This window comes from Corynebacterium sp. HMSC034E11 (assembly GCF_001835905.1).
GTDB classification, from domain to species: Bacteria; Actinomycetota; Actinomycetes; order Mycobacteriales; family Mycobacteriaceae; genus Corynebacterium; species Corynebacterium coyleae.
Map to the genome: position 1 here is coordinate 73,341 of NZ_KV826417.1, position 25,562 is coordinate 98,902.

Here is a 25,562-nt window from a genome sequence, read left to right on the forward strand (position 1 = left end):
CCCCCCAAACCGACCCTGTCTCCTTATCCACGTTGGAGGCAGGGCCTTTTACTATCTCGCATCTGGTGTGCTTTGAATCATATTCAATGATTTACTGCGACCTAAGTCATAGTTTTTGTAGCATTCGTTCATCCCGCTTTTTGGAAGGAATGATCGATGACGACAACTGCAGATATTTCTCCTCCTCTTGAGCGGAAAATGCTCTCTACATGGGAGGTGACTGCCATCTCGGTGGGGTTCATGGCCCCGGTGATGGCAATGTCACTGAACGGCATCGGTGTGGCGGGGCTTGTCGGCAAAGCCGTTCCGTTCGCATTCGCAGTGGCATTCGCTGGCGCAGTGTTCGTTGCTTACGCTTTTGTACGGCTATTGCAACGAGTTACGCACGCTGGCTCGGTGTACGCCCTCGCTGGCGTGACAGTCGGACCAAAAGCCGGGTTCTTTAGTGGTTTCGCGTTGCTCGGCACATACATTTTCATGACTACATGCATCCTCGGCGCATGCTCGGTGTTTTTCGAAGCGATGCTGACGGAGCTCTCCTCCGGATCTTCACAGTTCGTCGGCATTTTGGTTCCGTTGTTCATCGGAGCGCTAGGACTGTACCTCAACCTGCGAAACTCCACTTCGGCCGCGAGAGTCACACTGGTAATCGGCCTGATCGGCATCATCGCCATGTTGATTCTCTCCGTCGTGATCCTGTCAAAGGTAAGTGCCGGCACAGCGCCGTACGAAACATCGATTGATCTTGGAGCACTCACTCCTGCAGGAAACTCATGGTCCGCGATCATGACCGCATCGGTTTTCGCCTTCTTGTCCTGGGCCGGATTTGAGTCTGGTTCCTCACTCGGGGAGGAAACAACGGAGCCGAAAAAGACGGTCCCTAAGGCTCTCTTGCTCGCGGTGGTTACCGGCGGTGTCATTTATGTATTCGTCATGTTTGCTCAGACAATCGGTTTCGGCACTGACGAAGCCGGCGTTGAACGCTTCGCAGGTGCATCGTCGACACTGACCGAGCTCGGCTCCGCGTACATCGGCCAATGGTTCGCGGTGCTGATCTCTGTCATTGCGTTCTCGGTGGCATTTGGCGCGTTCCTCAGCTCGAGTACTGCGACGTCACGCCTCATTTACACTCTCGCCCGCGATGGTTTCGGCCCGACCGTTTTTGCAAACCGCGATCCGCACACTCGTGTTCCGAAACAAGCAGTATGGGCGACCAACATTATCGCGTTGGTGTTTGCGCTTGGAATGGCATTCGCTGGCCGAACCAATGTTGAGGTCTATTACTGGTACGCAACTATTGCGACGCTGTGCATGGTCATCGCCTATGGCATGGCTTCTGTTGGCGCGATCCGGTTCATCCTGAAAAAGGAATCCTCCATTCCCGTCTGGGAAATCGTTTTCCCAATCTTGGCGCTGGGCTACCTCGTTTACGTTTACCTCATCCAAGTCGTGGGACAGGTTGCACCGTACACATATTTCCCCTGGCTCTCTGGCGCGTGGTGCTTGTTGGGCCTCGCAATCATCATCCTCAATCCCAAGCTTGCCCAGAACATTGGGCAGAAACTTACGAAAGAAGACATTGACGCATGAGCATCCACAACAACGGCACGTTCACGTTCCTGGCAACCACAGATATCTCCGCACGCACTAAAGGACGGGCGATAAGCACCAAAGATTTTGAAAAAGGTGCGAGCGTTGGCTGGGTTCCAGCGAATCTAGGCATCGGGCCACTCGGTCACATTGTCGATGGAATTCCCTACGATGCCACTGGTGATATTCGTCTTGTGGCAGATGCTGATGCAACCTATGAAATCGCCGGTATCCCGGAAATCCCAACGTTTTCTTTGAGCTTCGCAAACCTGATCAACACCGATGGCACTCCGTGGGAATCTTGCGCTCGTAACTTCCTCAAGGAAGCGGTCGACGAGCTTCGCGACCGACATGGGTTAGTCATGACCGCAGCGTTTGAGCATGAGTTCACCGAACGCCACGCGAAAGAAGCGACACACCCATTTTCGTTCGCTAGCTTCGTCGACGGAGAGCCAGTGGGGAGTGCACTCTTCAATGTTCTGGAAAACGCAGGTGTAAACCCAGAATGCTGGCTGCCGGAGTATGCGCCGTATCAATACGAGCTGACTGTCAAGCCGACAGACCCTGTTACTGCTGCGGATCGTGCAATTTTGGTTCGCGATATTGTCCGCACTGTTTTTAAGGCCTACGACCGTGAGGTCACTTTCTCCCCTGTTCCGGTTGCCTCCGAGGGCGGTTCTGGAGTTCATGTCCATTACGGGTTGTACGGCACCGACGGCGAAGTTGTCGCATTTGATCCGGACGGACCCGGACGGATGTCGCGCATTGCGAGTCAGTTTAACGCGGGACTGGTTAAGTACGCTGCGCCGATGACCTGCTTATTTGCCCCATTGACAGTTAGCTACGAGCGCCTCAAGCCACACAATTGGTCGGTTGCCCAAGCATTCTGTGGCGAACAGAACCGTGAGGCTTTGGTACGCATTTGTCCGACGAACGAAGCCGACGGACGCACACCGGATAAACAGTTCCACTTCGAATTCCGCGGCGGCGATATCGGCGCTAACCCTTGGATCCTGATGGGCATGATTATCCGAGCGGGGATGGCCGGAATAGAGGAAAACCTCGACCCAGTGCCGGTAGTGACTGGCGACGATTACTCTGAGCTCGAATCGCAGGACAACGAAAACCTACCTGCGAGCCTTAAAGAAGCCCTAGACCGTTTTGAAACAAACGAGGTCGTACGCTCTTGGTTCTCAGATGCCTGGGTAGAAACATTCTTGAAGGTCAAGCGCGACGAGATCCAGCATCTGAAGGACAAGAGCATCGTTGAGCAGTGTGAGGTTTACGCGAATGTCTACTAACAACGAGTTGCAAGATGCTATCGATCGGATCCCCCTCTTTGATCACCATTGCCATGGCGTGGTCACAGACACTCTAACCCGCGAGGAATTCGAGGCGCTCATCTCTGAGTCTTCAAGCGCGGCCACTCCAGGTACGACACGGTTCGACTCGCAGATCGGTTTCCAGGTCCGCAACCTGTGTGCACCGGTTCTGGGACTTGATCCGTTCGCAAGTCCTGACGACTACATCGCCGCCCGTGCTGAACTCGAATCAGAAGAAGTCAACAAACGCTTCATCCGCAGGACCGGTATCGCGGAGTTCGGCGTGGAGACCGGACATGCCGCTGACACGATCACTGACCCGGATGCTTTTCGACGAACATCTGGAGGCACTGTTTACGAGATTGTCCGACTCGAGCGTGTCGCAGAGCAAGTGGCAGAAGCTGTTCGTGATGGTGAAGCCGTTGGTGACAAAGCCACTGAATTCCTCACCCAGCTCGGAGTAACGCTTGACGAGCATCTTGTTACAGCAGCTGGTGTGAAGTCCATCGCTGCATACCGAACTGGTCTCGATTTCGATGCAGATCGCCCCTCTGAACAGGAGGTACTTGCAGCGGCGGAAAGGTTTGTAAGAACCTCCGGGAAGCTTCGACTAGAGGACAGCACTCTCATTCGCCATTTGCTGTGGTTCGCCATCGATCGTGCGCAGGTGATCCAACTCCACATCGGCTACGGTGACGACGATGTGGACTTGCATCGCTGCAATCCGCTACTACTCACGAATCTGTTCCGCGCCTCTCTAGAATCCGGTGCCCGCTTCACCCTGCTGCACTGCTATCCGTTCCATCGAGAGGCGGGCTACCTTGCAGATGTTTTCCCACACGTGTACTTCGATGTTGGACTGGCTATCAACTACACCGGTGCCCGGTCACGCGCAGTAATTGCGGAGTCACTGGAACTGGCACCTTTCGGCAAGATTCTGTTCAGTACAGATGCGTTCGGCCTACCCGAGCTTTATTACATCGGTACTTTGCTGTTCCGTGAAGGACTTTTGTCAGTGCTTGAAGAGTTTCACAAACACAACGGATGGCCAATCGATGAATGCATCCGCGTCGCGCAAATGATCGGATTCGAAAACGCACAGCGCTTGTACGGTGTATCTACAACTAGCAGCAACGAAAAGGAGCCAAGCTAAGGATGCGCGAAAACCTTCAACAGCTGGCGGAACAGTGGGTTTCTGAATTCAACAAGTACCTCAGCGATGTCGTGGAGCTACGGAAACAAATTCACAGTTCTCCCTTCGTGAGTGGCGAAGAACAGCCCACTACTGACTTGATGATCGAAACGATGAGCGTACGACTCGAGCCGGTTGCTCAAACTGGCGCGGTCGGCCGAATCGGGCCGACAGAGGGGGCGTCCATCGGCATCCGAGGAGAGTTAGACGCACTGCCGGTAACAGAGGAGACGGGGGTGGAATGGTCATCAACAAACGATGCGATGCATGCCTGTGGTCACGACGTACACCTTGCAGCCTTGGCCGGTGTGATCAGAGCAGCGAAGAACCTCGATCTGCCATATGGCCTTGTACCAATCCTGCAGCCGCGTGAGGAAACGTACCCATCCGGTGCGCTCGACATCGCAGAGTCCGGAAAACTTCAACAACTCGGCGTCCGCCATGTCATCGGCGCACACGTTCACCCCTCAATTCCCACGGGTGCAGTTGCCGCAGGCTCTGGATTTGTCAATGCTGCTGCTGGCGAGATTGCAATCTCGGTAACCGGTAAGGGAGGTCACGGCGCGTACCCACACAACGGGTGTGACGCTGCTGTTCCCACGGCGCAAATCGCTGTAGGCATCTCGGAGGTTGTACGCAGGATCGCCGACCCAATGTCACCTGCTTTGGTAAGCATCGGCACTATCGCGGTAGGACAGGGTGCAGCGAATGTTTTGCCACGATCGGGACGGATCTTCGCTACTGTCCGCAGCACTACATCTGCGATTAATGAGCACATCGTTGAGGCAATCCGCACGATGGCAACCGGTATCGCAACTGGATATGGTTGCACCGTCAATGTGGAATACAAACCAGGCGAACCAGAGCTCGTAAACGCCGAAGTTTTGTCAGAGAAATTCGATGCCTACGCCGCTTCCCTCGGCATCGCGAATGCAGAGACGATGCGTTCGATGGGCGCCGACGACTTCTCATTTTATGGAGAGATCTGCCCATCCCTTATGTGCTTTGTCGGTGTCGCAGACAGCGACAACGAAACGGCGTCTCTGCACGATCCATCATTTCTCCCGTCCGACGAGGCGCTGTCAAACGTAGGTAAGACAATGATCGCTGGCTACATTGCTGCAGCCGAAGCCATCTCGGAAAGTGAAGGCTAGCCAATCTCCCCACACCGATTGGCAGTTAGCAAATAGCCACCGAGAACACATCTTGTTCTCGGTGGCTATTTTTGGTTTCGAGTTCTGGCTAGAACTTCGCGATCGGGCCGAGGGCGCCGTCGACAGCAAATGGTGCCAGCAGGGCAATCAGGGAGATGAGGCCCGCGATACCTGCGATGGCCAGGGTGGCGATGAGCGCCGGGGAGTCGACGGAGGAGCCGGCGGCGGTGTTCTCCTCGGTGGTCTCCTCCACCGGCTGCATCTTGTTCTCAAAGGTCAGATTGTGGTTGACCGGATCGATGCCCAGCGCGTTCAGGCTGGCAAAGAAGAGGTCGGTCTGGTCGATCTGGCCGGTGAGGTTCGCGGCACCCGGGCCGGAGGCTGCGACACGCAGCTGCGCACCGGTGTGCTGCTGGCCGCCGAGCGCATCCTCGTCCTCGTTGGTCTTGGAGGTGGCGAAGTTGACGGCCATGGTGGAGCCTTCAACCGTGGTCAGCTGAGTGACGCGACCAGCGGTGTTCTGGTTCTCGTAGGTGATCTGTGCGGTGTGAGCGTGGTCGGCGGTGGCGACGATCAGGGTCTCCTCGCCGGTCTTCTCCACCCAATCCTGAACAGCCTGGACGGCCTCGTCGAGCTGGCCGACCTCGCCGATCAGGCCACAGGCGTCAGCCTGGTGGTCGGCCTTGTCCGGCGAGGCGGACTCGACCTGGAGCACGAAGCCCTTGTCGTTCTGCAGCAGCTCGAGCGCCTTGGAGGTCATGGCTGCCAGTCGCGGAGTCTCAGCGGTGAACTCCGGGTTAGCAACGCAGGTGGCCGGCTCGAGGTCACCGCCGTCGGTGGTCGGAATGGACTGGTTCAGCGCGCGCGGCATGTTGCCCTCGGAGAACAGACCGAGGACCGGCTTGTCGGCGTTTGCCTCTGCGATCGCGTCGAGCTCGGAGGCGTTAGTGACAACCTGGTAGCCATTGTCCTTCGCGTTTTCCAGGACAGTCTTACCTGCGGTCCAGGTGTTACCGTTCTCGCCCCACTGGCCGCCCTGGACGACCTCGGTGTTGAAGTAGCTGCGGCCGCCACCGAGGGTGACGTCTGCACGCAGGTCGACGATCTGCTCGGAGATGGAGCCGAGGCCGCCGTTTTCGCGGAGCTGCTCGCCTTCTGCGACCTTCTTGTCGCCAGACGGTGCGTAGTAGGAACGCTTGATTGCGTGTGCAGCGAAGGCTGCCGGAGTAGCGTCCTGGATCTCGGCGGTGGTGACGTTACCGATCTTCAGGCCCTTGGCCTTTGCGATCTCGCCGAGGGTGGCAACCGGCTTGCCGGCGTTGTCCACGCCGACCGCGCCGTTGTAGGTCTTCACGCCGGAGTTCCATGCAGTGCCGGTTGCAGCGGAATCACCGACGTAGTTCGGCAGGCCGGTTTCCTTGTCCAGGGAGAAGGTGGTCAGGTAGCCGGTGTAGTCGAGGTCGTCGAGACCCTCGAAGCGGCCTGCGGAGCCCTTAAGGTAGTTACGCGCTGCGGTGATCTCGGAGTCGCCGGTGCCGTCGCCGATGAGCAGGACGACGTTCTTCGCCTTGGCGTTGTCGATGCCCTGGCCCTCGGTGCCGAACTGGGCACAATCGCCGACCTTCGGTGCCTCGCCTGCGGAGACGAGGTAGCAGAGCTGGTCGCCCGGCTTCGCCTTGGAGCGGTTGGCCAGCGAGATGACCTTGTTGCCCTTGTTGATCTTCCACGGCTCCTGGCCACCCTCGGTGCCACCGTTGAGGCCGAGCGCATTCGCCATGACGTAGAAGGCGTCGGTTTGGTCGAGCTGGCCGTTGACGTTTTCGGAGCCCGGGCCGAAGCCTGCGATGCGCACTTGGGTGCCGGTGTGCATCATGGAGAAGTTCGGGGTGTCGAACGGGTCGCCGTTGGCCTTCTTGTCAAAGACCGGGTTGCCGTTCTCATCCAGCCACGGCTGGGTGCCGAAGCCGATGGACATGGTGGTGCCGTCCTTCGGCGTCTTCAGGCGAGTTACGGCGGACACTGACGGGCGGCCGTCCGGGATGATTTCCGCGGTGTGCGCGTGGTCGGCGGTGACAACGATCATGGTCTCACCGTCCGCCTTGGCAAAGTCGAGGGCTTCCTTAATAACCTCGTCGATTTGCTGGGTCTCGCCGATCATGCCGCAGGCGTCGGCTGCGTGGTCCGCCTTATCGATGGAGGCGGACTCGACCTGGAGGAAGAAGCCCTTGTCCGCCGACGGGTCGTCGAGAAGCTCGATGGCCTTCTTGGTCATCTCCGCTGCGGACGGCTCGTCGCCGCGATCAGCTTCCTTGCAGACCTCCGGCTCGGTGGTGCCGTCGGACTTCACCGGCACGGTCTGCTCGAACTTGCGGGTCATGTTCTTGTCGTGAAACAGGCCGAGCACCGGCTGGTCCTGGTTCGCGACGGTGATGCCCTCGAGGCCCTGCTTGTCGTCGACAACCTGGTAGCCCTTGGCAATCGCGTTTTCGCGGACGGACTTGCCGGCCTCCCAGTCGACGCCGCCGTCGTTCTTGTCGGTCAGGAACGGGTTGCGGTTCTCGCCACCCTGCTGAACCTCGGCGTCGAAGTACTTGCGGCCACCGCCCAGGGTGACGTCGGCGCGGGTGTCGATGATCTGCTCGGAGATGGAGCCGAGACCGCCGTTTTCGCGAGCTTCAGCACCCTTGACCGGCTTCGCGTCGCCGGACGGCGCGTAGTAGCCGCGCTTGGAGATGTGCGAGTGCATCGCGCCCGGGGTCGCATCCTGGATCTCCGCGGTGGAGACGTTACCGGTGCGCATACCGGCGTTCTTCGCCATCTCCAACAGGTTCTCGTGCGGCTTGCCGGTGATGTCAACGGACAACGCGCCGTTGTAGGTCTTCGTGCCGGTGGACCAGCCCGTTGCGGACGCGGCGGAGTCGGTGACGTACTGACGCTTGCCGTCCTTGCCCACGGCGAAGGTCGTGTAAGCACCTGCCGCAGTCAGCTCGTCGAGGCCCTCGAAGCGGCCGTTAGCGCCCTTGAGGTAGTTACGAGCAGCAGTGATCTCCTGGTGGCCCATGCCGTCGCCCAGGATGAAGATGACGTTGCGTGCCTGGGCGTCGGTGTTGCCCTGGCCGCCCTTACCGAACTGTGTGCAGTCGCCCGGCTGCGGGGCGACGATGTTGCCGTTGGAATCGATGGAAATGCAGGTGTCCTTGCCGTTGAAGGACTGCTCCGCCGACTGTGCGAGGGAGGTAGGCAGGTTCGCAATAGCCAACGCAGAAGCGCTGACTACCGCGGTAGCTGCTTTTAGCGAGAAACGCATGTTGGGTTCCTTATAACGAGAAGCCGAAGAATATGAAACGGTTTTTGAACCGATACGCACCCTAAACACAGCAAATTTCTAATAAGGAACACTCAGGTGAATTTTAGGTAACGGCAGATGCGAAAAGGGCGGCACCCAACCGGGTACCGCCCTTCGCTTACGCGTTCAGACTACTTACTGGAGGAGCCTGCGTTCTCCGACGAACCTGCGTTCTCCGATGAGCCCTTGCTTGACGACGAGCCCGTCTCGCCCGAGGACGTCACACGCTCCGAGGAACCCAGCACCGTCATGCCGTTGTCGAAGCCCTCTTCGCGGCAGGCCTGTGCAATCAGCACACCGGTGAGGCTGGCTGCGGCGATGACACCGAGCGCAATACCCAGCGGCTGGAGCTGCTCGCCGTAGCCTGCGAACTGGCGGTTGATGGCGTCTGCCTTCATCTGCAGTTCACGAGCCCACTCAGGCTGCTCCCACTGGCGGCCGCGGTTACCGTGGCCCCAATCGTGCTTCGGCAAGGACTCCTGGAAGCGAGCGTTGAGCTCCGCGGATGCCTTCTGGATCTGCGGACCGAACACCTCGTTCACGCCGTAGCCAATGCCGGCGAGGACGCCGATCGGCAGCAGCCACAGGATCGGGCTGTTCTTCGCAAACGCGTTGGCCACGCAGCGCTTCGCCTTATCGGAAGAGCCCTGCGGGTCCTTCGGATCGGCAGGCGTCGACGGGTCGGTCGGCTTGCTCGGGTCGGTCGGCTCGCTCGGATCAGCCGGCTTCTTCGTGCCAACCTTGATGATCAGCTTCTGCGCAGGAACCTCGACGAAGCTGCCGTCTTCACGGTGGATGCGCTCGCCAGGCTTACCCGGCTGCACAACCTCGTGCTTGCCAGCTTCAAGTTCGGAGTCCTCGATGACCTCGTAGTCGTAGGCGATCTCCTCAGTCCAGCTGGTGCCCGCCGGCGGCTTGGTGCCGACGCGGACAACGCGCTCGACTGGCTTCTCCACCATCTCGGCGACAGGCTTGCCGTCGACAACCTTGATGGTGTAGCGGCCGTCCTTACCAGCAACGTCTTCGACTTCCTCGCCTGGCTTCAGGTTCGGGTCGTAAACGATCCGGGTGGTGTAGCGGACGTTGATATCGAGCTCACCTTCAGGCGTCGGCTGATCCGGGTTCTCCGGGTCAGTCGGGTCGGCCGGCTTGGTGCCGATGAGGATGACATGATCCTGCTTCTCAACGAGCGTCTCTTCGGTGCCGTCGGAGTTGTGCTGAACCAGGCCGGGCTTGCCTTCCTGTTCAACCTTGTGCTCACCCGCCGGGATGGTGGGGTCAAGCTTGACCTTCACCTCGAACGGGATCCGTTCCTTCCACTCCTGACCAGCCGGCGGCTTGGTGCCAACACGGATGATCTTCTCGACCGGCTCCTTGACCGTCTTCACCGAAGGCTGACCATTCTCGACGGTCACCTCGACCTTGCCGTTCGCACCTTCCTGGTCCACGATTTCCTGACCAGGCTCGAGCGTCTCGTCGTAGATGATCTTCGTGGTGTACGGAAGCTCGACTTCCTTCGGCTCGACCGGTGGGGTCGGCTCGTCGGTCGGCGGAGTCGGCTGCTCCGGCTCATCGGTCGGCGGCGTCGGATTCGCAGGCTTCTTGGTGCCGATGCGGATGACCGCATTCTTCGGTTCCTTCGTGCGCTTCGTCTCGACGACTGGATCGCCGGACGGTTTGCCGTCGACAAGCTTCTGCGTCGATGTCACGACCTCTTCGCCGAACTCGCCCTGCTCGATGACCTGCTTGCCCTCTTCGAGGTTCGGGTCTTCGATGACGTCAGTGCCGAACTCCACGGAACGGGTCGTGGAAGAGACCACGCTGTCGTCCTCAAGGCCTGGGCCGAACTCGACGATTCGCGGAGTCGGCTCGGTGCGATCGGTGACCTCGGTCTTGGTGGCTTCACCGCTGGTACCTGTGAAGGTTGCGGTGTAGGTGGCTTCGCCGTCCTTGCCTTCCTGAACAACCCGAACCTCACCCGGAGCGAGTTCCGAGTTCGGGCGCAGCTCCGTCGGGTACGGGATGGGCTCCTTCCACTCCACCTTGTCGGTAGCAGTTGCCTGCTTGGTGCCGACCTTGATCACCTTGGTGACCGGCTCGGTGGTGGTGGTTTCGCTGCCACGCGTTGCCTCGACGACCTTGCTGTTCACGATCTTCTGGGTGATCTTGGTGATCTTCTCACCAGGCTTGCCCTCGGTGACAACCTTGTACTCGCCGGCCGGAATCTCCGGGTCGTACTCAATCACGGTGTCGAACGGAATCGGCAGCTTCTCTTCCAGCTCGTACGAGCCATCGGTCATGGAACCGACACGGACAATCTTCTTCTTCGGCGCCTTGGTCTGCTCGACGGTGATGCTCGGCTCGCCGTCTGGCTTGCCGTCCTTGATCTTCTGGGTCGAGGTGATCAGTTCCTCGCCCTTCTCGCCTTCCTGCTCGACCTTGGTCTGGCCGACCGGCACCGTGTTGTCCACGATGAACTCGGTCTCGAAGTTGACCTCGCGGGTCGTCTTCGACGTCAGCGTCTGGTCAGGAGCGGTCGGACCGTATTCGATGATCTCGTTGACCGGATCCTTGGTCTGCTTCTCCGTAGGGGTGACCGAAGAGTCGTCGCCCTTGGAGGTGAAGTTGGCCGTGTAGGTCTTCTCGCCCGGCTCGCCCTTCTGGACGATCTTGATCTCGCCCGGCTTCAGATCCTTGTTCGGACGGGTTTCAACCTCGAACGGAACTGGCGCCTTCCACTCGACCTTCTCAGAGGTCTCGGACGGCTTGGTGCCGACCTTGATCACCTGATCGACAGGCTGCTCGGTGATCTTCTCCTCAACGGTGGCCTCGCCATCCGGCTGGGAGTTGGTGACCTTCTGGGTCACCGTGGTGGTCTTCTTACCCGGCTTGCCTTCGGTGACAACCTCGGACTTGCCAGCAGGCATGTTCGGGTCGTACTCGATCTTCACACCAAACGGGACCTCAGACTCGACGGTCTTCTTGGTTTCACCGGTGGTCTTGGTACCGACGCGAATGATCTGCTTCGTCGGCTCCGCGGTGCGCTCAGTCTTCACGACCGGGTCACCCGAAGGTTTGCCGTCGACAAGCTTCTGCGTGGAGGTCACGGTGTCCTCGCCGAGCTTGCCTTCCTGATCCACCTTTTGCTCACCCGCAGCGAGCGTGTCGTCGAATACGACTTCGGTATCAAACGGCACTGGCTTCTTCACAGTGGTCACGAGCTCGCTCGGAGCAATGCCCGGGCCGTACTCGATGATGCGCGGCTTGGCTTCCTTGGTGGTCTCTTCCTCAGCGACCTGTGCCTCAGAGCCCTTGGCGGTGAACTTAGCGGTGTAGGTCTTCTCGCCGTTCTCGCCTTCCTGAACAACCCGGGTTTCACCAGGCTTCAGGTCCGGGTTCTCGCGAACCTCAGTCGGGTACGGGATCGGGAACTTCCAGGTCACGTCCTTGGCGCTCTCGGCCGGCTTGGTGCCGATGACGACGACCTCGTTGACCGGCGCCTTGGTCTGCTCCCAGGTGCCGTCCTTGTGCATCTTCGCTGCACCCGGCTCGCCCTTGGTTTCAACCTTGTACTCGCCGGCAGGGATGGTGTCGTCGTACTTGTACTCGACCTTGAACGGTTCCTCACGCGTCGGAAGGCCGAGGACATTGACGACAGCGTATGCAATATCCGTTGAACCGTCTTCGTAGGTCACGGTGACCGGAATCTTGACTTGCGTGCCCGGCTTTGCATCCGCAGGTGCGGTTGCAGTGATCTGGCCATTGTCGTCAATGCTGACATTCCAACCAGCCGGAACATCGCCCAGCTTGTAGGGGTTTTCCTTCGCGACGTTGACGTCCTCCGGCTTTTGAAGATCAACTGGCAACGTTGCAGCTTCACCCGGGTAGACGGTTTCCACGGGGTATACCGGCTCAGCTTCCCAGCTGTTGGTGTGCTTCACCACAGTGGTGACGGGGACCTCTGGGCGGGAACCGTCCGGAGTCTGGACCGTAACCGTGATGGTCTTCTTGTCACCCGGCTTAGCGGTTGCCGGCGGGGTGGAAGACACAACACCGGTCTTCGGGTCGATGGTGTACTTCCAGCCGTCGACTTCCTGCTCCGTTACCGGATTGCCGTCCTCGTCGTTACCGAAGGAGTACGTCGAGTCTTGCGGCGCACCCGTTACCTGGTGGTCAACAGCCTGGTTCGGGCCGGTGACCTGCACGTTGTACTGCGGGGCGACGTCGCCCTTGATCACAACGACGGTGCCCTTCACCTTCTGCGGGTCAGCGCCATCGTAGTAGGCGAGAACCGGTACATCCAGGATGTCGCCTTCCGGCGCATCCTTTGGGATGGTCGTGGTGATCTTGCCGGTGTTTTCGTCAATCTTAACGGTCCACGTCTTGCCCTCTTTACTTGTGAGGGTAATCGTGGTTTGACCGTTCTCGAAGGTGTAGCGCTTCGGAACCTCGTCAGAGGTGTTACCGCTGAGGCCACGCTCAGGAACGTTCGGGATCAGGCTGACCTTGGCGTTCGGCTTGTTGGTCACCGTATCGTACTCAGGGACCTTGATGTCCACGATCGCCTGGAACTGGGTCTCAATCTCATCGTCGGTGCCATCCGGGTAGGTGGCCTTCACCTTCGGGGTGATGACGGTGCCCGGCGCAACAGAATCGTCTGCCTTCGCGGTGACCTTGCCGGTCGCATCGACCGTGACGGTCCAGCCGGACGGTACGGTGTCCGGGTCAACCTCAAACTTTGCTGGGTGGACTGGCTTGTGGCCCTTCATGATGGACTTGGTGCCCACCTGCGCGGTGAGGTCCTCACCGATTTTGCCCTTGGTCAGCCCCGGGCGTACCAGGTCGGTGACCTGGGTGTTGTTCGGGTCAACGACCACCAAGAGCTGGAGAACATCGGTGGAGCCGTTGGAGTACTCCAGCGTGATCTTGGGCTGCGCGAAGGTGCCTGGCTTCGGGTTTTCCGGTGCGGTGACGGTGACGTTGTAGTCCTCGTCCATCTCGACGGTCCAGCCCTCGTAGACGTACGTTTTATCCAGGGCGACCTTCGCCTCGAAACCGCCGTCGCCCTTTTTCTTCGCCAGCTCCTTGATCAGGTCAGGGGTCTGGGTGAAGGTGACCCTCTGCGGCTCGGTAGCCAGCGGTCCGGTAGCGCTATCGACGCCGGAAATGATCGTGGCGTCAACCTTGTCATACCGAGGGTTATGTTCATCCGTGTTATCCAGGGAAAACGCCTGGGAGCCGATGACGTTCGCCTTGTTGTAGCGTGTCAGCGAGTTGGAGCTGTCGAAGACTTGAGTGGTGCCAAACTCATTGTTGTTCTCACCAGCGGCCTGGAGCTGGTCCACGTTACGCGGCTTCGCCAGAACGGAGAAGTTCACGTTCTTGTCAGTTGCCAGGTCGGTACCGCGGTACTCGGGCCAGGTGAAGTAGATATCGCCGGTCTTGCTGTCGATACGCAGGAGCTGCTCGCCGCCGGATGCTGCCGGGTCCGTGGTGCCGATGAACTTGCCGTTGCCGTCGTAGGCTTCCACGACCATGCGGGACATGGAGTCATCCGTGCCACCGCCGGTCACAGCAGGAACGTTGATCTTACCGACCTTGGATACTTCTCCAGGGACAATCACGTGGTTCTCGGATACATCGGGAGTATCCCACGACACCGTGATCGGGTTACATTCGATGTTCTCGCTCGGCCACGGGTTCACGACGGCCGTAAAGGCCAAATTGTCTCCCCTGGTGGCCCTTGGACCTTGAGGATTTTCCTGCTTATAGTTGCCCTGCCAGGCATAACGTACCGGGTTAGCGGTAGTGGCCTCAGCGAACTGCTTGACTTTCGCATCGGTCAGCTTCGCATTGAGATTCAGGGGTCGTTGTGGCCCAGAAGCAGTAATACCGAGGATTTCGTCGGCCTTGTGCGTGACTTTCTTGTCAACAAGGGTCTGACCGGCACTCATAGCGGGAATTTGAGCTGCATCGAGGTACGTGCCCATCCTGCCGTTATTGGTAAAGCCCCAATCAGCGAACGTGCGGTCCTTCGAGTTATCAAAGGAGACGCTCAAGCCCCAGGCTTTCTTGTTGGGGCTGCTATCACTCGGCTCAGAGGTATACCAGCTGAAACCAGCCTGGCTGCCCTCCGGAGTTTTTTCCGAGACAACACACGAGCCGGCCGGAAGATCGGAGGCCTTCTGGGCGTCCTTCTCTACCGCGCCGGACTTGTCGCGGATGCCGCCGCTGAGGGTGGCGGCTGCAGCGGACGGCGCAAGCGGGCCAGGGGCGACGACGCTCAGGCCGCCAAGGGCGAGTGCGATCACAGACGAGGCTGCGATGCCCGTGGACGTTGACTTACGTAGACGCCGAGATGATTCGGCCATGTGGTACTCCTCTTATTATCCACTGAACGTGGGCCGCGGAAGCGACTTCGTTATCAGGTATTCAAGTTGTGACCTTTGCCTAGCTGGAACAGCTAGGCAATAGATGACATCACATTTTAGAGGCGTACCGGACGCGTGTCTAGGTGGCGGTTTACTCGGCGGATCGGCGCCATACCCCCGCCAGCCCCGCTGCGGCGAGCAACGCGGACAGCAGCAGTGCGGCGACCACACCACGGTAGTCGCCACCATTGCCGGCGGCGGACACCGCAGTCGACGCCCAGTGCATGGGCGCTGCCTGCGACAGCGCTGCCCACACCGCGTCCACCTGTGCGGTGGTAGCGGTCCGCCATACCCAGCCGACGAGGCCAGTCTGCGCCAGCGCGACCACCGCGGCGACCCCCAACCCGATCGCAGGGCCACACAGGCGCATCAGTACCGCAGCAAGCCCCGCGGATGCCAGCGCACCGGCGAGCAGGCCAGCAGCCACCACTGCATACTCCTGCGCGCCGAAGCCCGCGCCGAGGACACCGGCCAGGATGGTGCCGGCCGCCGCGATAACGATTGCGCCGGGGAGGATGATCCACCGGCGGGTGCGCGTCGATAGGCAAAATGCTGCTGCGAGCGCCGTACCGCCCAGCACCGCCATCGCGGCGAGCAGCATCGCGGCAATAGGCGCAAGCGTCGATCCGGTCTGCTCCGCACCCGGGGTGCCCGGCGCGACTGCCGGCACCGGAAGGGCTGCGCGCACCGCAGACACCTTGTCAGCGTTCATGCCGGCCATCTGGTCGATCTTTTGCACGCCGGCGACCAACTCGTCGATGCCACCGGTGGCCTGTGCGGTCTGCCCCTGCAACTCGCGCAGGCCCGCGGCCAACTCGGCAGCACCGTTGGTGGCTGTATATATACCGTCGTGGTACCCGTAGCCCGGGACAGCGAGTTGGTTGGCAAGGTCGCGGGAACCATCGCGCAGTTGGTTCATCTTCGCCACCACATCCGGCGGCAACTGGGCGGTCTGGGCTTGCTCACGCAGACCCTTGAGCGAGTCGCGGGCCTGGACCGCATCCGGATCCTTCGCGTCCTTCAACTCGGCGAGCGAGCGGTCAATCGCGCCGACCACCTGGCCGCGCACCGCCTCAAAACCGGTGACCTGGTTGACTACCTCGCCGATGGAATCCGCTAACTGGGTCGCGCCCGCTCCCAACTGTCCGGTGCCTGCCTGGAGTTGCACCATGCCGTCGGACAACTGCTGGGAGCCGGTCTGGGCGGCGGCGAGGGCGTCGAGAAGCTGCTGGGTCTGGCCCTGCGCCTCACCAACGCCTTCTGCCAACTTGCCGGCACCTTCCTTGAGCACCTTCGCCTGCTGGCCCGCCTCACCGGCTGCACGGCGCGCGTCCCCAAGGTTGTCCGCACCAACCTGCGGGGCGCCGGACACCTCCGCATCGCGCGCGGCGTTCGCCCACGTGGACGCCGGGGACAACGGCATAAACACGCCAACCACCAGCGCTAACAGAGCACACACCAACCGCAACGCGTTGTCCGATTTCATGCAACTGTTCTTATCACCAGTCACATGCGTTCTGCGGGAGGCGCACCGCCCGCTTATACAGCTTGATACTGTCTTTAACGTTCATTGCCAATCCCTTACAAACCTTTGAAAAGGGTTCACCATGACTCTCCCCCTCGTCATCGGGCTCGTTGCAGCAACGGTGGTGCTTTCACCGCTGCTGGTGCGAGTCATGGACAGGAAAGCCGGGTACCCGCTCGCAGCACTACTGTTCGCTGCCGCAGGTGTGCTGGGCACCAACTTCACCGACGTTTCCCAAGGCAACGACCTGACGTGGTCGTTTGTGTGGGCGCGCGATGTGATGGGTACCGGCTCCGCGATCGAGTTCGCTCTGCGCGCCGACGGCTTAGGCATCTTCTTCGCACTGCTTGCGCTGGTCATCGGCGGCGTGGTGTTCGTCTACTCCGCCGCCTACCTGCCCGCAAGGCAAGGCAACACGAGTTTCTACACCATCATGACGGCCTTCACGCTGTCCGTGCTGTTGCTTGTGCTTGCCGACGACGCCGTGCTGCTCTTCATCGCCTGGGAGCTCGTCTCCATCGCGTCGTTCATGCTGATCGCCCGCTCCGGCTCGTCCGGCGAGGCCGGCTCGTACCGCACCCTGATCCTGACGTTCTTCGGTGGCCTGACGCTTTTGGCGGGCCTTGCGGTCGCCTCCATCCAGGCAGGCACGACGCGCCTTGCGGGCATTTTGGCCGCGGACGTGTGGGGCGACAACCGCGTCACCGTTGTCGTGGCGCTGCTCATCGCGTTCTCCGCATTCACCAAGGCCGCGCAGTTCCCGTTCCACTTCTGGCTGCCGGAAGCCATGGCGGCCGCCACCCCGGTGTCGGCGTTCCTGCACGCCGCCGCCGTGGTCAAGGCCGGCGTGTACTTGCTGCTGCGCTTCTCCACGATCTTCCACGACGTCGCCGCATGGAACTACCTGCTGGTCATCATCGGCCTGTTCACGGCGATCATGTCGGCGTGCTTCGCCATCACCAAGACGGACCTGAAGCACCTCACCGCCTACTCCACTGTGTCGCACCTGGGCTGGATCGTCGCCGCCATCGGTGTTGGCTCCCCGATTGGTCTGGCTGCCGCACTGACCCACACGTTGGCGCACGCACTGTTTAAGTCCTCGCTGTTCATGCTCATCGGTGTGGTCGACCACGAGGCCGGCACCCGCGACATGCGACGTCTGGGCAAGCTTTACGACAAGATGCCGTTCACGTTCGCCTCCACCGTGGTCGCGGCCGCCTCCATGGCCGCGGTGCCGCCGCTGTTCGGCTTCGTGTCCAAGGAATCCATCCTCGACGCCTTCCACGAAGCGCCCTACGGCATGGCTCTTTTGATCATCGCCGGGTTCGCCGCGTTCCTGACGTTCCTGTACTCGCTGAAGATTGTCTTCGGCGCGTTCGTCGACGGCCCGAAGGACATGTCGCACGTCCACGAAGCCCCCGTCGCCCTCTGGCTGCCGGCCGCCCTGCCGGGCTGGATGTCCGTCGTCCTGCCGTTCATGCTGTTCTGGGTGGACAACCCCGTCTCCGCAGGCGTGCGCGCAATTACTGGCGACGACACCTTCACCACCCACCTGGCCATCTGGCACGGCCTGACCGCACCGTTCATCGTCTCCCTGATCGTTCTGATCGCCGGCGTGATCTTCGCAGTTGCCTTCCGCAAACCCGTCTTCGCAGCACTGCGCAACAAGCAACTCCTGCCCGCCGACGGCCCCGACATCCTCTTCCGTCTCACCCGCGGCCTGTCCGACTTCGGCGAGCAACTGGGCAAGCTGGCCGACGGCTTCAACCCGTCGCGCCACCTCTTCCCACTGCTGGCCTCCGTCACCGCCATGGGCCTGTGCGTCATCGGCCTCACCGACGGCATCGACGGTGTTACCCCAGCCGACCGCGCCGAAGGCCTCGACGTGTGGTGGGACCTCATCCCATTCGCCATCATCGCCATGTCGGTCCTTGGCATGGTGTTCACCCGCTCCCGCTTGGCCTCCGCCGTACTGCTGGGCACCGTGGGCGTGGGCATGACCCTGCAGATGTTCATGCTCGGCGCCCCGGACGTGGCCCTGACCCAGTTCCTCGTCGAGGCACTCACCGTCGTGGTCATCCTGGTCGTGCTGCGCTACCAGCCGCGTGTATTCCCGGAGACAAAGCCTCGTCGAAAAGCACTTGCTGCTGTATTCGCACTGCTCGCCGGCGTCGTTGCCTTCTTCGGCGTCTACGGACTGACCGGCCGCCGCGGCCGCTCCGAACTCGCCGAGTGGTACCTCACCGAAGGCGGCGACGTCACCGGTGCCGACAACATCGTCGCAGTGATCATCGTGGAGTTCCGTGGATTCGATACCCTCGGCGAACTCTCCGTGCTCGGCATGGCCGCCGTGGTCATCGCCGCCGTGGTTGCCTCCATGCCGCGCCACCTCTTCGAAGCCGGCACACGCCCGCGCCCGTTCGGCCAATCGCAGTTGAACTCCATCCCGCTGCGCAAGGCCGCCGCGCTTGTCGCCCCAGTGCTCGTCGTGCTGTCGGTACTGATCTTCTTCCGCGGCCACACCGCACCAGGTGGCGGCTTCGTCGCAGCTCTGGTCATGGCAACCGCATTCGCCATCAACTACCTCTCCCGCGGCTCGGATGCCGACGTGGTGAAGAACTTCACCCCAATCCGCCTGACCGGCTGGGGCATCATCATCGCGATCTCCTCCGGCTTCCTCGGATTCATCGAAGGCGGCTTCATGTACGCCATCCACGGCGAGATCGCCGGCGAACACATGACCACCTCGCTCATCTTCGACTTCGGCATCTACCTCGCCGTGCTCGGCATGGTCACCGCCGCCATCAACGCACTCGGCGGCTACCTGCGCCCCGGCGCCGACCTGTCCGACCTGGACTACTCGCGCGACGAAGCCGAAAACCCACTGCCGTCCATCCCCGAACCGCTACCGCCGGAAAACCCGGTGGACGCACACCCCGACCCGATCAACCCGGCACACGACCCGCAGCCGGTCATCACGAAGGAGCCTTAACCCATGGTCATGGCACTTACCATCGCGGTTCTCGTCGCGGGATCCGTCTACCTCGTACTCCAACGCGGCATGGTGCGCATCGTCTTCGGCATGTCCCTATTCGGCCACGCCTCCAACCTCACCCTGCTCGCCGCAGGCGTGGGCTCCTGGCGCGGCGAAGCATTCCCCTCCCGCGTCCCCTTCGAAGACATGGGCGACCCGTTGCCGCAGGCATTCGTGCTGACCGCCATCGTCATCGCAATGGCAACCACCACGATCCTGCTTATGCTCGCATCGCTCGGGCGTAACGACGACACCGCCGAGCAACCCACCGGCACCGACGCCGGCTACTCCAAGATGTGGCTCAGCCCCTCCGCACTGTCCACCGCCGGCCGCAACGCGCGCCTCAACCCCAAGAAGCTGGAAGAGATCCGCGCACGCGAGATCAGCCACGTCACCAACGATGATCTGAAGGTGAAAGACTAATGGCCGTCGACGCAATCCTGCCTATCTTCGTTGCGCTACCGCTGATCGTCTCCGCGGTCACGGCGCTGAGCCCCTGGAGGAAGCTCAACAACACGCTTGCCATCGCCATCCCGGCGATCAACCTGGCAATGGGCGTGTGGCTCTACCTCTACACCGCTGAGCACGGCACGATCGCCCACGTCATCGGCCTGTACCAAGGCGGCGTTGGCATCTCGTTCGCCGCGGATACGTTCTCCGCGGTGATGATCGTGACCACCATGATCGTGGCGCTGACCTCCAACTGGTTCGCCATCACCGTCGGCGAAACCCAAGCACGCTTCTACACACCCCTGTCGCTCGTACTGATCACCGGCGTGTGCGGCGCGCTGCTCACCGCAGACCTGTTCAACTTCTTCGTCATGATCGAGGTCTGCCTCCTGCCCTCCTACGGCCTGATCGCCATGTCGGGCACTCGCCACCGCCTGCTGTCGGCGCGTATGTTCGTGCTGGTCAACCTGGCGGCGTCGACAATGCTGGTGCTCGGCGTGGGCTACCTCTACGCCGTGACCGGCGTGGTCAACCTCGCCTCCCTGCAAGGTGTGGCTGCGGGCAACGGCCCGGCGACGGTGGCGGCCGGCATCGTCGTCATCGCGATTGCTGCCAAGGCGGGCGTGTTCCCCGTCTACACCTGGCTGCCACGCACCTACCCATCGACGTCGGCGGCGGTGATGGGCCTGTTCTCCGGCCTGCACACCAAGGTCGCCGTCTACATGCTGTTCCGCATCTGGGTGATCATGTTCGACATGGACCCACGCTGGAACACCCTGCTGATTGTGGTCATGGTCATCTCCATGATCATCGGCGGCTACGCAGGCCTGGCGGAATCCACCATGCGCCGCGTGCTGGCCTACCAGATGGTCAACGGCATGCCGTTCATCCTCATCATGCTGGCATTCACTAACGACGACGCCCGCTACGCCCTGGCCGCCGGCCTGCTCTACACCCTGCACCACATGATCACCATCGCCGCCCTGGTGCTCAACTCCGGCGCGATCGAAGAAACCTACGGCACCGGTACCATGGCCAAACTCTCCGGCATCGCCCGGCGCGACCCATGGACCTCTGCGGTCTTCGTCGCCGGCGCATTCTCCATCGTCGGCTTCCCGCCATTTTCCGGCATCTTCGGCAAAGTCACCATCGTGCTCGCCGCTGCAACACCCGGCGACTGGCGCTCCTGGGTAGCCATCACCGCCATCATCGTCGCCTCCTTCGGCGCGCTGCTGTCCATGATGCGCCTGTGGCAACGCGTGTTCTGGGGCCGACCCATGCAGCACTACCCCGAAGCGCTCAACGTGCGCGTGAGCTTCATGCTGCCGTCCGCGGTCCTCATGATCCTCTCACTCGGCATGTTCATCTTCGCCGGCCAAATGTGGGACATCACCACCACCGCAGTCGACGACCTACTCAACGTCGACGCCTACACCAGCGCCGTACTTGGCGACGACTCCATCGGAGGCGATAACTAATGCGAGGCATCATCCACGCCGCGGGCTACACCTGCTGGATCATCAAAGAAATCTTCGCCGCAGGCTTCGACGCCGTGTTCAAGGCATTCAACCCGGCTGCCAAAATCGAACCGATCGTCATCTACTACCCCATGCGCCTGCGCACCGACTGGGAAGTGTTCTGGTTCACCACCTCCATCACCGCCACCCCAGGCACCCTCTCCATGGGCCTGCGCCACCCCATCGAGCCCGGCGGCCCCATCACCCTGCTGGTGCAAGCCGCGTTCGGCTCCGACCCGGAAGACATCATCGCGGGCTTGGCGGATATGGAGGAACACGTGCGGCCGTCGCTACGCAATAGCCCCATCGACCCGAAAACCGTCACCTGGGGGCCCTACGTCGACCAAGGCCCCACGCCTGACGACGACACCGTCCCGCCCGCAGAAAGGATGAACTAAATGTTTGTCACCATCATGCAGGCCTGCCTCATCATCATGGCCATCTGCCTACTCATCTCCCTTGCAGCGGTCATCCTGACCAAAGACGAATTGTCGCGCGCCGTCATGGCCGACATGGTCTTCTACGGCATGATCGCCATCTTCCTCGTCTGGACCCTGTGGAACACCTCGTCCATCGCCTACGAGATCCCCATCCTCGCCGGCATCGTCTGCGGCGTGATCCCAACGATCTCCATGGCCCGCATCATCTCGAGAGGACGCCGCTAATGACCGCTTACGAAATCATCGTCGCAGCCCTGGTCATCCTGGCCACCATCTGCGTCATCGCAGCCACCATCCTGCAACTACGCGCCCCCGACGCGCTGACCCGCGTCAACCTGCTCGGCCCCCTGGTAGTCATTGCGTTTCCGATCCTGATCATCGCGAAACTCATCTACTCCTGGTCCACCACCGGCTTCGACCTCAACGACTTCATCCGCGCCATCCTGGCCATCCTCGGCGTCTGGATCGTCGGCTCCGTCGCCTCCTTCATCATGGGCCGCTCCCTCTACGGCGTGACGGTGTCCGACAAACTGTAATCTCTACAGGTTGTGAGCAGGAACGACGAAGGCTACATCACCGAACTGGCGCTACGCGCCGGCCGCGGTGACAAAGCCGCGCTCACCGAATTCATCCGGCTCACCCAAGACGACGTGTGGCGCCTGCTCGCCCACCTCGCCGGCCCCCAACACGCCGACGACCTCACCCAAGAGACCTACCTGCGCGTCCTCGGCTCCCTGCCGCGCTTCCAGGCACGCTCATCCGCCCGCACGTGGCTGCTCTCGCTCGCGCGGCGTGCCTGGGTCGACTCCGTCCGCCACGACATGGCACGCCCCCGCAAGTCCGCCGCCGAATACGAAACCGTCGCCGCCTCCGACCCCAGCCCCGACAACTCCAACACATGGGGTGACGTCATCGACGCGCGATCGCTTCTCGACGAACTCCCCGCCGAACGCCGCGAAGCACTCGTATTAACGCAGGTCCTGGGCTATACCTACGAGGAAGCCGCGAAGATCGCAGGGGTGCGCGTGGGCACCATCCGATCCCGGGTTGCGCGGGCCCGTCGCGACATCATCGCTGGCACCGAGTAAATTATCTACATGCTGAAAAAAGCCTTACTTATCTCTGCCGCGTTCATCGGCACCGTGGTCGGCGCAGGCTTCGCGTCCGGCCAGGAGGCCATGCTGTACTTTTCCGCCTTCGGCACCCAGGGCCTGTGGGGAGCGATCCTCTCCTCCGCCCTCATGCTGATCGCAGGCGTAACCATCCTCCAGCTCGGCTCGTTCTTCCAAGCCAAGGAGCATATGGAAGTGCTGGGCATGATTTCGTCGAAAGTCATGGGCTGGATCTTGGACATCGCCACCATTGTGACGCTGTTCTCCATCGGCTTTGTCATGTTCGCCGGTGCTGGTGCCAACCTCAACCAACAGTTCGGCCTGCCCGTGTGGATCGGCGCGGTGCTCATGCTGCTGATGACGCTTGGCTTCGGCATGCTGGACGTGGACAAGGTCACCGGCGCTATCGGTGCGCTGACCCCGTTCCTGCTCATCTTCGTCATCGTCGGCTGTGGCTGGACCCTGGTCAACGGCCACCCCGACTGGGACGCCCTCAACATCGCCGCATCCAACGTGGAGACGTCACTGCCGAATTGGTGGGTCGCCGCCCTGAACTACACGGGCCTGAACATCATCTGCGTGACGTCCATGGCCATCGTCATCGGCGGTAACCAACTGGACACCCGCGCTGCTGGCCTCGGCGGCCTGCTGGGCGGCGTGGGCTACCTGGTCATGCTGATCCTGCTGGCGCTGTCGCTGCTGGTGAAGATCGAGACCGTCGAAGGCGACGACATGCCGCTGCTCACCCTGATCACCGACCTCAACCCGACCATGGGCACCATCATGGCCCTGGTCATCTTCGGCATGATCTTCGCCACCTCGCTGAGCATGTTCTACGCCCTGGGCAAGCGCCTCGCCCGCGGCCGCGAAGAACGATTCCGCCTCATCTTCGTCGCCGCCTGCCTGATCGGCTTCGCGCTGTCGTTTGTGGGCTTCCAGTCGCTGGTGTCCACCGTCTACCCGATCCTGGGTTACCTGGGCATCCTGCTGATCACCGTGATGACCCTGGCGTGGCTTCGCGGCATCCCGAAACTGCGCAAGGAAGGCGACCGTCGCCGCCGCGCACTCGAACTGACGCGCAAGAAGATGGACCCGAGCGAGCGCTTTACCAAGAACGAGGAACGCGAACTCGAGTACATCACGTCCAAGTCCAACGTGGATGAGGAGGAACTCGTCGAGGCACTCGAGGAGGAAGTTGCGCAAGAGCTTCTCGACGACGACGAGATCGACTACGACGAAGAAGACCGCGAAAGCCCCTCCGACCTGGTCTACATCTCCTACACGGAGCCCGTGTCGGCCGAGGAGTACAAGGCCAACCCGGACGAGCCGTGGAACGACAGCACCGTCGACGACATGATCGCCGCCGAGGAGGCAGCCGAAGCCGCCGAGCGTGAGGAAGAGGAGCGCCGCCTCTAGCGGCTAGACCAGCAGTTCCGCAATCTGGATCGTGTTCAGCGCGGCGCCCTTGCGCAGGTTGTCGCCGGAGACCACGAACACAAGGCCGCGGTTGCCGTCGATGGTTTGGTCCTGGCGGATGCGGCCGACAAGGGAGTCGTCGATACCCGTTGCCTCACGCGGGGTCGGGACCTCGACGACGCGCACGCCCGGCGCGTTTCCGAGCACCTCGGCGGCGCGCTCCGGGGTGATCTCCTTCTCAAACTCCGCGTGCACCACCATCGTGTGCCCCGTGAACACCGGGATGCGCACGCAGGTGCCTGCGACCTTGAGTTCCGGGATGTCCAGGATGCGGCGGGATTCGTTGCGCAGTTTTTGTTCTTCGTCAGTTTCGAAGGTGCCGTCGTCGACAATCGAGCCCGCCATCGGCAGCGCGTTGAACGCGATCGGGGCGACGTACGGGCCGAAATCGCTGTTCTTGTCGGTCACACCGTCACGCACCAGCACGTGCGGGTCGCCCAACTCGGCGACCTGGTTGGCCAACGTATCCACGCCGGCAAGCCCCGAGCCGGAGACGGCCTGGTAGGAGGAGACGCGAAGGGTGCGCAGCCCGGCTTCGTCGTGAAGCGGCTTGAGCACTGGCATCGCGGCCATGGTGGTGCAGTTCGGGTTGGCGATGATTCCCTTGGCCAAGTTCTTCACCGTCTCCGGGTTCACCTCAGACACGACGAGCGGGACGTCGGTGTCTTTGCGCCACGCCGAGGAGTTATCCACCACGGTCGCACCAGCTGCGGCGAACACGGGCGCCCACTCGCGCGACGTGGAACCACCGGCGGAAAACAAGGCAATGTCGACGTCCGCGACGGACTCCTCCGTGACCTTGGTCAGATCCTCGACGACGATGTCCTCGCCGCGGAACTCAATCGTCTTGCCGGCAGAGCGCGGCGACGCGAAGAAGCGCACCTTATCCGCCGGGAAGTTACGTTCGGTGAGGATGTCGCGCATCACGCGGCCAACCTGGCCAGTCGCGCCAACAACAGCAAGCGTGGTCATG

General features: G+C 61.4%; 16 protein-coding genes. 12 read left to right on the forward strand and 4 right to left on the reverse strand.

What is annotated here, in order from left to right; translation table 11 throughout:
• The first annotated feature begins 156 nt into the window (after nt 1-156).
• The 4 genes from HMPREF2690_RS10100 to HMPREF2690_RS10115 are packed head-to-tail and all read left to right on the forward strand — an operon-like array spanning nt 157 to nt 5,258.
• Nucleotides 157-1,590, forward strand: a complete 1,434-nt coding sequence (locus HMPREF2690_RS10100; RefSeq protein ID WP_083320371.1) for an APC family permease — start codon at nt 157-159, stop codon at nt 1,588-1,590.
• Nucleotides 1,587-2,891, forward strand: a complete 1,305-nt coding sequence (locus tag HMPREF2690_RS10105) for a type I glutamate--ammonia ligase (RefSeq protein ID WP_070570775.1) — start codon at nt 1,587-1,589, stop codon at nt 2,889-2,891. Before HMPREF2690_RS10100 ends, HMPREF2690_RS10105 begins: the two co-directional genes overlap by 4 nt.
• Nucleotides 2,881-4,065: an amidohydrolase family protein gene (locus tag HMPREF2690_RS10110; RefSeq protein ID WP_070421559.1), complete on the forward strand. Its 1,185-nt coding sequence runs from the start codon at nt 2,881-2,883 to the stop codon at nt 4,063-4,065. Before HMPREF2690_RS10105 ends, HMPREF2690_RS10110 begins: the two co-directional genes overlap by 11 nt.
• Before the next feature lie 2 nt (nt 4,066-4,067).
• Entirely contained in the window at nt 4,068-5,258 is a 1,191-nt protein-coding gene (locus HMPREF2690_RS10115; RefSeq protein ID WP_070816064.1) for a M20 metallopeptidase family protein, read from the forward strand.
• Between the two features lie 88 nt (nt 5,259-5,346).
• Here the strand turns inward: HMPREF2690_RS10115 and HMPREF2690_RS10120 are convergent, their stop codons facing one another.
• The 3 genes from HMPREF2690_RS10120 to HMPREF2690_RS10130 all read right to left on the reverse strand — a co-directional run bounded on the left by HMPREF2690_RS10120 (nt 5,347) and on the right by HMPREF2690_RS10130 (nt 16,521).
• The gene (locus HMPREF2690_RS10120; protein ID WP_070820806.1) at nt 5,347-8,565 is read right to left on the reverse strand and encodes an alkaline phosphatase; all 3,219 of its coding nucleotides are present in this window, start codon (nt 8,563-8,565) and stop codon (nt 5,347-5,349) included.
• Nucleotides 8,566-8,735: 170 nt separating this feature from the next.
• Nucleotides 8,736-14,975, reverse strand: a complete 6,240-nt coding sequence (locus tag HMPREF2690_RS10125) for a G5 domain-containing protein (RefSeq protein WP_070820807.1) — start codon at nt 14,973-14,975, stop codon at nt 8,736-8,738.
• 151 nt (nt 14,976-15,126) lie between these two features.
• Nucleotides 15,127-16,521: a hypothetical protein gene (locus HMPREF2690_RS10130; RefSeq protein WP_070820808.1), complete on the reverse strand. Its 1,395-nt coding sequence runs from the start codon at nt 16,519-16,521 to the stop codon at nt 15,127-15,129.
• 121 nt (nt 16,522-16,642) lie between these two features.
• Between HMPREF2690_RS10130 and HMPREF2690_RS10135 the strand changes: the two genes are divergently transcribed.
• Genes HMPREF2690_RS10135 through HMPREF2690_RS10170 form a run of 8 tightly spaced genes read left to right on the forward strand, consistent with a single transcriptional unit; the run spans nt 16,643 to nt 24,529 of the window.
• The gene (locus HMPREF2690_RS10135) at nt 16,643-19,552 is read left to right on the forward strand and encodes a DUF4040 family protein (protein WP_070820809.1); all 2,910 of its coding nucleotides are present in this window, start codon (nt 16,643-16,645) and stop codon (nt 19,550-19,552) included.
• 3 nt (nt 19,553-19,555) lie between these two features.
• A complete protein-coding gene (locus HMPREF2690_RS10140) occupies nt 19,556-20,017 on the forward strand; it encodes a cation:proton antiporter subunit C (protein ID WP_070570765.1) in 462 nt (153 codons plus the stop codon).
• A complete protein-coding gene (locus tag HMPREF2690_RS10145) occupies nt 20,017-21,522 on the forward strand; it encodes a monovalent cation/H+ antiporter subunit D family protein (RefSeq protein WP_070820810.1) in 1,506 nt (501 codons plus the stop codon). Before HMPREF2690_RS10140 ends, HMPREF2690_RS10145 begins: the two co-directional genes overlap by 1 nt.
• Entirely contained in the window at nt 21,522-21,959 is a 438-nt protein-coding gene (locus tag HMPREF2690_RS10150; protein ID WP_070820811.1) for a monovalent cation/H+ antiporter subunit E, read from the forward strand. The genes HMPREF2690_RS10145 and HMPREF2690_RS10150 overlap by 1 nt, the downstream gene beginning before the upstream one ends.
• Complete coding sequence (locus HMPREF2690_RS10155; RefSeq protein ID WP_070614343.1) at nt 21,960-22,226, forward strand: cation:proton antiporter; 267 nt, start codon at nt 21,960-21,962, stop codon at nt 22,224-22,226. It begins immediately after the preceding gene.
• Nucleotides 22,226-22,537, forward strand: a complete 312-nt coding sequence (locus tag HMPREF2690_RS10160) for a Na+/H+ antiporter subunit G (RefSeq protein ID WP_070820812.1) — start codon at nt 22,226-22,228, stop codon at nt 22,535-22,537. The genes HMPREF2690_RS10155 and HMPREF2690_RS10160 overlap by 1 nt, the downstream gene beginning before the upstream one ends.
• A gap of 12 nt (nt 22,538-22,549) precedes the next feature.
• Entirely contained in the window at nt 22,550-23,089 is a 540-nt protein-coding gene (locus tag HMPREF2690_RS10165) for an RNA polymerase sigma factor (RefSeq protein ID WP_070820813.1), read from the forward strand.
• Between the two features lie 9 nt (nt 23,090-23,098).
• Nucleotides 23,099-24,529, forward strand: coding sequence for a YkvI family membrane protein (locus HMPREF2690_RS10170; protein WP_070421571.1), 1,431 nt, complete (start codon nt 23,099-23,101; stop codon nt 24,527-24,529).
• Nucleotides 24,530-24,532: 3 nt separating this feature from the next.
• Here HMPREF2690_RS10170 and HMPREF2690_RS10175 read toward each other — a convergent pair whose 3' ends face one another.
• Nucleotides 24,533-25,561: an aspartate-semialdehyde dehydrogenase gene (locus tag HMPREF2690_RS10175; protein ID WP_070820814.1), complete on the reverse strand. Its 1,029-nt coding sequence runs from the start codon at nt 25,559-25,561 to the stop codon at nt 24,533-24,535.
• Nucleotide 25,562 lies beyond the last annotated feature (1 nt).